The sequence below is a fragment of the Streptomyces sp. ATLC9 genome (assembly GCF_057196705.1).
Genome location: NZ_JBXUOY010000257.1, coordinates 1 through 7,271, shown reverse-complemented (window position 1 = coordinate 7,271; position 7,271 = coordinate 1). Strand labels below are relative to the sequence as shown.

General features: G+C 73.6%; 6 protein-coding genes. 2 read left to right on the top strand and 4 right to left on the bottom strand.

Going from position 1 to position 7,271, the window contains the following annotated elements:
• The coding region (locus AC2CJA_RS21675) for an outer membrane protein assembly factor BamB family protein (RefSeq protein WP_484604347.1) at positions 1-1,432 on the top strand (1,432 nt) is incomplete at its 5' end.
• 151 nt (positions 1,433-1,583) lie between these two features.
• Positions 1,584-2,084, top strand: coding sequence for a hypothetical protein (locus AC2CJA_RS21670; RefSeq protein ID WP_484604346.1), 501 nt, complete (start codon positions 1,584-1,586; stop codon positions 2,082-2,084).
• 186 nt (positions 2,085-2,270) lie between these two features.
• Here AC2CJA_RS21670 and AC2CJA_RS21665 read toward each other — a convergent pair whose 3' ends face one another.
• The 4 genes from AC2CJA_RS21665 to AC2CJA_RS21650 form a co-directional block, all read right to left on the bottom strand.
• A complete protein-coding gene (locus tag AC2CJA_RS21665; RefSeq protein ID WP_484604345.1) occupies positions 2,271-2,474 on the bottom strand; it encodes a hypothetical protein in 204 nt (67 codons plus the stop codon).
• Between the two features lie 197 nt (positions 2,475-2,671).
• Positions 2,672-2,830, bottom strand: a complete 159-nt coding sequence (locus AC2CJA_RS21660; RefSeq protein WP_484604344.1) for a hypothetical protein — start codon at positions 2,828-2,830, stop codon at positions 2,672-2,674.
• A 225-nt stretch (positions 2,831-3,055) separates the two neighbouring features.
• Positions 3,056-6,007, bottom strand: coding sequence for an SARP-family global regulator AfsR (gene afsR, locus AC2CJA_RS21655; RefSeq protein ID WP_484604343.1), 2,952 nt, complete (start codon positions 6,005-6,007; stop codon positions 3,056-3,058).
• A gap of 208 nt (positions 6,008-6,215) precedes the next feature.
• The coding region (locus AC2CJA_RS21650) for a CehA/McbA family metallohydrolase (protein WP_484604342.1) at positions 6,216-7,271 on the bottom strand (1,056 nt) is incomplete at its 5' end.

Genomic DNA, 7,271 nt, shown 5'->3' with positions numbered 1-7,271 from the left:
GAGCGGGGGAGCGCACGCCGCGTCCGTGGCCGCGCCCCCGGTGCCGCCGCCTCCGATCCCGCCGCCCCCGCACCCTCCGGCGGACGGCGGCTCCGTACTGCTGCCGGGTGCCCCGCTGCCCATCGGCCCCGGCCCCCGGCGGCCCCGGGCCCGTGCCACCGAGGTGAGCGCCCCGACGTCCTGGGTGCTGCGCGCACCGGACGGCGGCGGGACGGGCGGCACCGGCGCCCCCGGGGCCACCGTGGCCCACCCCCCGCCGCACAGCGCCTCCCAGGGGCCTTCCGGCGGTGAGGCGGCCGCGCCGCCGCGCTGGCGGCCGTGGCGCTTCCGGATGTCGAACGACGTGTGGGGCACCCCGGTCGTCGCCGACGGCCTGCTGTACGTCACCTCCTTCGAGGTCCACGCGCTGGACGTGGCGACGGGGCGGCGGCAGTTCAAGACCCGCGAGGTGGCGTGGTCGATGGCCGTGAGCAACGGCCGGGTCCACGCCTCCGACGGCCCGAGCCTGTACGCCCTGAACGCCCGCGACGGCTCCGACGTCTGGCGCCTGGCCGCGGAGGGCTGGGTGTACGCGCTGCGCGCCGACCGCGGCACGGTCGTCACCGGCACCCGCGGCGGTGGCGTACAGGCGTGGGACGCGGCGAGCGGCGAGCGGCTGTGGGAGCTGTCCGGTGCGCAGACCGACTTCGAGACCGCCGGGACCGGCCCGGTGATAAGGGGCGGTTCGGTCTACGTCTGGGGCGACGGGCGGCTGTACGCCCTGGACGCGCGCACCGGAACCGAGCAGTGGTCCCACCGGGTCGGCGACTCCTCGGCGACCGGCGGCGTCCCGGTGCGGCTGCTGCCCGCCGACGACGGCGCGGTGTACGTCAGCGCCGGCTCGCGGGTCTTCGCCCTGGACGCGGCCACCGGAGCGGAGCGGTGGCGCTTCGACGCGCCCGCCGCGTTCCTGTGCCCGCCGGCCTTCGCGCCGGGCGCGGCGATCGCGGGCGGCGGCGTCTACCTGGCCGACTACCTGGGCACGGTGTACGCGCTGGACGCCGCCAACGGCCACGACCGGTGGCGGATCGCCACCGAGTCCCGCCAGTCGGCCGAGCCGGTGGTGGTGGCCGACGGGCTGGTCCATCTGGGCAGCGGTGGCGCGCTCTACACACTGGACGCGGTCAGCGGCACCCCCCGCTGGCGCTTCGCGACGGGCGGCGAGATCACCGGCGCCCCGGTTTCGGCGGACGGCCGGGTCCACTTCGGATCGGCGGACCACTGCCTGTACACGCTGGATGCCGTCGGGGGCCGGCTGCGCTGGAAGCTCGCCACGGAGGGTGAGATCACCGGCTCGCCGGTGGTCGCGGGCGGCGTGGTCTTCGCGTGCAGCCGGGACCGCTGCGTGTACGCGCTGGACGCGGCCAAGGGGACGGGGCAGGCCCGCGCCTGACCCGGCCCCCGCGTTCGCCCCGCCCGGTTTCCGGCGAACCGCTGTGCGCGGGAACCCCGTTGGCCGCTCCCCGCGTGAACCCTGTTGGAAAGTCCGGCAGTCAACAGTGGGTGCGTACGCGCACCGAGCGTCCACCGGGGGAGAACTCGTCATGAAGCGCTCTGTGAAGCGCCACCTCAAGCTGATAGCCGTCGTCGCCGTCGTGACGCTGGCCCTGTCCGGCTTCAGCCAGGCCCGGAGCGGCGGCGGCAAGGGCGGCGGCCGGGGGAGCAGCAGCAAGAACGGGGGCGGAGGCGGCGGCTGCGGCAAGGACAAGTCCGGCAGCCGGTCGGGTCACAGCGGCTACCGGAGCACGACGGCCGGCAGCGGCTCCTCCGGGTCCTCCGATTCCTCGTCCCGTGAGGACGGGCCGGACGCCGAGATCATCTCGTGCGCCGAGGGGAAGAAGGGGGCGGTGGTCGAGCTCTCCGACGGCGACGCCGGCACCTACACCGTCTACGTGTATCTGGTCGACGACTCCGGGGACACCATCGATGTCTCCTCCCGGCGCGTCAGCGTGGGGAGGGACCAGACCAGGCGCGTCGAGGTGGAGCCGCGGGACCCGGCCATGGTGGGGGCCGCGGACGACTGCCGCGCCTCCGTGACGGGCTGAACCGGTCCGGGCGCGGAGAGCCCTGGCGAGGGCCGGGCGTGTGGCCGGCGGCGCCGGACCCTTTCTTCTTCTCCGGGAAGGAAGAGCGAAACCCTGTCAACGAGTCGGAGAACCGCAGCACGGTTCCCCCGACTCATTGACTTGGTCCGCAAGCCCCGGCCTGCCCGCAAGCCGTGTTTCCCCGAGTCAGCCGACGTGGTTGTCGTTCTGCGACTCGGCTGCGGAGCCACCGCATCCCGGCGCGGGAGCGTGGTTGTCGCACGGCCCCGGAGCGGAGACGCCTTGCGGTCCGACAGGAGCGTGGTTGTCGGCCATGGCCGGGGCAGCCGCACCACCCATCAGGGCCGCTGCGAGGGCGAAGGTGGCGAGAACCTTCTTCGAGTGAGTCATAAGGGCTCCTCTGTGGGTAACGGTGTTCCCGTTCGCGAAACAAACTAGTGCCGGGAGAGCGACTGTTCGATCTTCATGGCCGGAAATCCATCTGACAGTGGCTTGATCCGTGCGCCGCACACAATCAGGGACCAGCTTCGGCGATCCCCCTCCGCATCGCCGCCGCTGGTCCCTGGTGCCCCCCGACTGGTGTGGTCTTACTTCATTCCGTCGCCAGACGCGTGGTTGTCCTCCGTGCCGGCCGCACTGCCCGAGACGTGGTTGTCCTGAGTGGTCGGGCCGTCGCTGCCGGGGCTCGACACGTGGTTGTCCTGGTTGGGACCGCCGGTGATGGGCTTCTTGGTGGTCTCGCTCATACGACCGACTCCTAGGTCTGGTGACGAACTGGATCCCGGGGATCCGCCCGGCGGCTCCCCCGTGGGCCGCCGGGCGGTCTTCGGGCCGCTCATCCCGGTGTTACAGGGTGTTGGGCCCATCGACCTGCCTGCCCCCCGACGCGACGGGTCGATGGGCACAAGCATGGCGTGTGGCGATAAACGATCGATGAACGTCCGCCTGCCGACGGCAGACCCCTCGAGTCGCTACGCGGCGACGGCAGGAGTCAGTAGATTCCTGGCCTCGTCGGCTTCGGGGGAACCCAGGGAGTCGAAGATGGTCAGTGCGTCCTGCCAGCAGGCACGTGCGCGGTCCGTCTGGCCCAGGGAGTCCAGCGCGCGCCCCAGAGTCATCAGTACCGTCCCACGTCGCCACTCACCGCCGATGCCGCGCAGCGCGAGGGCTTGTTCGGCGTGAGCGGCGGCCTGCGCGGGACGGCGTGCCACCAGGTGCGCCTCGGCCAGCCGCAGATGGGTCACGCCCTCCCACAGCGGTTGGCGGCTTTCGTGGAAGAGCGCGAGAGCCCTGTTGAGCTGGTCGAAGGCCTCGCTGACGCGCCCGGCACTCGTCAACGCCACTCCCAGGGCGTAACGACCGTTGGCCAGACGCATGTTGAGCTTCATGTCGATGTATATGGCCACACCCTGCTCGGCGAGCCGGATCGCGCTGTCGATGCGGCCGAGGGCCAGATGGATGCGGGAGAGGTTACACAGGGCGCTGGCCTCGCCGGTGTGGTTGCCGTCGGTCCGGAACGCCTCGACGGCCTGGTTCAGGTGTGCTTCGCCGTGCTCGTAGCGGCCCTGATAGATGGCGATGATGCCACGGTCGTTGGGGGCATAGCAGCTGGGAACCGGATCGCCGGTGGACTCGGCGAGCATCATGGCGCGGTGCGCGTTCTCGTCGGCCTGGTCGAAGCGGCCCGCCACCGTGTGCACATGGGTGAGCATGATGTGGGCGCGACCCTCGGCCCAGGTGTCGCCCACGGTCACCGCCGCCCGGCAGACGGCGGTGGCGGCCCGCTCGTAGCGCAGTGAGTGGATGCCGGAGTCGGCCAGGTCCTTGGCGACGAGCAGCAGGTCGGCCGCGCGGCGCAGCGTGTCGCCCCCGGCCGACTGCTCCACACAGGCCAGCAGACAGTCGGCCTCGGCGAACAGCCAGTCCAGCGCCGTGGCCCGGCTGTCGAAATCCAGACCAGGACGGTCGGTGGCGGCCAGGTGTTCCACAGTGCGGTCGCCGGGACGCTCCAGTGCGAACACGCCTGCCGCCGTGGCCAGATAGAAGTCCAGCAGCCGGGACTGTGCGACGGTGCGTTCCGAGGCGGGGTCCTCGTCGCGTTCGGCGCAGGTGCGCGCGTAGAGCCGGACCAGGTCGTGGTAGCGGTAGCGGCCGGGGGCGGCCGATTCCAGCAGGGAGGTGTCGACCAGGGACTCCAGCAGGTCCTCGGTCTCCTCCGGGGTGCGCTCCAGCATGGCGGCGGCGGCGTGGACGGAGATGTCGGGGCCGTCGGCCAGGCCCAGCAGGCGGAAGGCGCGGGCCTGCTCCGCCTCCAGCTGACCGTAGCCCAGCTCGAAGGTGGCCTTGACCGCCTGGTCGCCGGCCTGGAGCTCGTCCAGCCGGCGGCGCTCGTCGGCGAGTCTGCGGGCCAGGAAGGAGACCGTCCAGGTGCGGCGGGCGGCCAGGCGGGATGCGGCGATGCGGATGGCCAGGGGCAGGAAGCCGCAGGCCGCGACGGTATCCATGGCGGCCTTGCGCTCGGCGCCCACCCGCTCGGCGCCGACGATCCGGGTGAACAGCGTCATGGCCTCCTCGGGGCTCATCACGTCCAGGTCCACCAGGTGCGCGCCCGCCAGGTCCACCATCCGCACCCGGCTGGTGATCAGCGCGGCGCAGCCCTCGGTGCCCGGCAGCAGCGGGCGGATCTGGGCGGCGTCGCGGGCGTTGTCCAGCAGGGTCAGGATGCGGCGGCCGGCCAGTGTCGAGCGGTAGAGCGAGGCCCGCTCCTCCACCCCGTCCGGGATCGCGGAGTCCGGGAGGCCCAGGGCCCGCAGGAACGCGCCCAGGACCGCCTCCGGCTCCGCCGGGGCCGGGCCCGCACCCTGGAGGTCGGTGTAGAGCTGGCCGTCGGGGAAGCGGTCGCGGGCGGCGTGGGCGACGTGCACGGCCAGGGTGGTCTTGCCCACCCCGCCGATACCCGCGACCGCCGAGACCGCCATGACGCGGCTCTCGGCGGTGGCGAGCTGGTCGCCCAGTTCCGCGACGAAGGCGGCCCGGCCGGTGAAGTCCGGCACGGTCGCCGGGAGCTGCGCGGGGCGTACGAAGGTGGCCGTGCCCGGCGGGGCGGACTCCTCGGCGGGTTGCGCCAGTTCCTCGTCGGCCCGCAGGATGCGCTGCTGGAGCCCGGCCAGTTCCGGGCGGGGGTCCACCCCCAGTTCCTCGGCCAGCAGCCGCCGGGTGTCGGCGTAGACGGCCAGGGCCTCGGCCTGGCGGCCGCTGCGGTACAGCGCCAGCATCAGCAGTTCGCGCAGCCGCTCGCGCAGCGGGTGCTCGGCGGTCAGGGCGGTCAGCTCGCTGACCGCCCCGGTGTGGGAGCCGAGCTGGAGGTCGAGGCCGAGGCGGTGCTCCAGCAGGGACAGCCGCCACTCCTCCAGCCGGGTCCGCTGGTTCTCCGCGTACGGCCCGGGGACATGGGCCAGGGGCTCGCCGTCCCACTGTGCCAGCGCCAGGCCGTACAGCTCGCGTGCCCGGTGGCGGTCGCCGCCGGAGGCCGCCTTCTCGGCCTCCAGCGCGTGGGCGGCGGCCGTGTCCGCGTCGATCCCGGTGTCGGGGCCCAGCCGGATCGCGTACCCGCCGGACTCGCTGATCAGGGCCTCGGCGCCGAGCACCTTGCGCAGCCGGGAGGCGTAGGTGCGCAGCGTGGCCAGGGCACGCTGCGGCGGCTCCTCGCCCCACAGCGCGTCCACCAGCTCCTGCGCGGTGGCCGTCTGCCCGCCGCGCAGCAGCAGGGCGGCGAGCAGGGCGCGCTGCTGGGGCGAGCCGACGCCGACCGGCTCACCGTCCCGCCAGGCACGTACCGGTCCGAGCACAGCGAAACGCAGCCGGTGACGACCGTTGTCCGGCTGCCGCAGTCGTTCGCGCCCGGTGTGCCCCTCGCCGTCCATGGTGCCCCCTGCGAAGTGTGACGACCCGCAGCGCACAGTGTGCCTTGTCAGCGGTCGGTACGTCAGCCGTGCCCCTGTGTCTCCTCGCAGTCGCCGCAAACCCGCGGCGGAGCCGGTGACTGATGCCCCGACAGATCGCGAGATGTCCGGCGGTGAACCGAACTCCTTGCTTATCAAAGGAGTTGACTAACGGTGGCGTCTCTGCTCATCAACGCGCCTCCAGCCACAGCGGATTGGTCATCGCCGCCATCGGCCCCGGCAGTCCCGCGCCGCCGTCCTGGGCGGGGCGGCGCACCTCGGCGCGCACATACGCGGCCAGCGAGGCGGTGGTGCGCCAGAGAACCGTGCCGGAACCCGAGGCGGGCAGACGCTCCGAGCGCATCTCGCCCTGGTCGGTCAGCAGCCGCACCGTGCCGTCCGGCACCCCCGTCACCTCCAGTCGCACCGCCACCGCGGCGTCCGGCGCGACGCGCAGCCGTTCCCCGATCCCGGCGTGCTCGCCACGCGGTCCCGCGGCCGACAGCTCCAGGCCGATCCCGGAGGACTCCGCCAGCCAGCTCCGGCCCGCCCGTATGCCCTCCAGCACGGCCGCGCGCGACAGCTCACCGGCGTGGACGACCGTCTGCGGCAGGCCGACGGCCTGCGGCTCGCGATGGGCGTCGCTGTTGCCCATCGCCGGTATCCACTGCCCGCGCCCGTCCCCGCCTCTCCGGGGGCAGGACTCCACCAGCATGTTGTCCCAGGCGGCCAGGGCCAGTTCGTCGTCGGACGTCCACGGCCCGTTCCACACCTCCACCGCGTCCGCGCCCGCGTAGCCGAACTTCCACTGGCAGCCCACGAACGGACAGTTGGGGTGCGCCGGGACGACCAGCCCGCCCGCACGGTGGATCCTGCGCACGTACCGCTCGTACGCGTCGTCGCGTGCCCGGTAGCGCCAGTCGACGAAGGTGCCCGGATCGACGCCGAGCGCCAGGTAGTGGCCGTTGCGGGTGGTCACCTCCTCGCCGCACAGGATCAGCAGGTCCTCCCCCCACAACCCCTCCCAGGCGCCGTGCCCGGAAGTGGTGTTGTGCTCGGTGGTGGCGATGAAGTCCAGCCCGGCGGCCCGCGCCGCCGCCGCGACCTCGGCCGGGGTGCGCCGTCCGTCGGAGTGCACGGTGTGCAGATGGCAGTCGCCCCGGTACCAGGCGCGCCCCCGGGCCCCCCGGGGGCCGCGGCGGCGGCGGGGGGCGCGGCGGGGGGGGGGGGCGTCGGCGCGCGCGGG

Bases quoted from the DNA above. Each gene is read 5' to 3' on its own strand.
- AC2CJA_RS21670 (WP_484604346.1), top strand. From the start codon at position 1,584: ATGAAGCGCTCTGTGAAGCGCCACCTCAAGCTGATAGCCGTCGTCGCC.
- AC2CJA_RS21665 (WP_484604345.1), bottom strand. From the start codon at position 2,474: ATGACTCACTCGAAGAAGGTTCTCGCCACCTTCGCCCTCGCAGCGGCC.
- AC2CJA_RS21660 (WP_484604344.1), bottom strand. From the start codon at position 2,830: ATGAGCGAGACCACCAAGAAGCCCATCACCGGCGGTCCCAACCAGGAC.
- afsR (WP_484604343.1), bottom strand. From the start codon at position 6,007: ATGGACGGCGAGGGGCACACCGGGCGCGAACGACTGCGGCAGCCGGAC.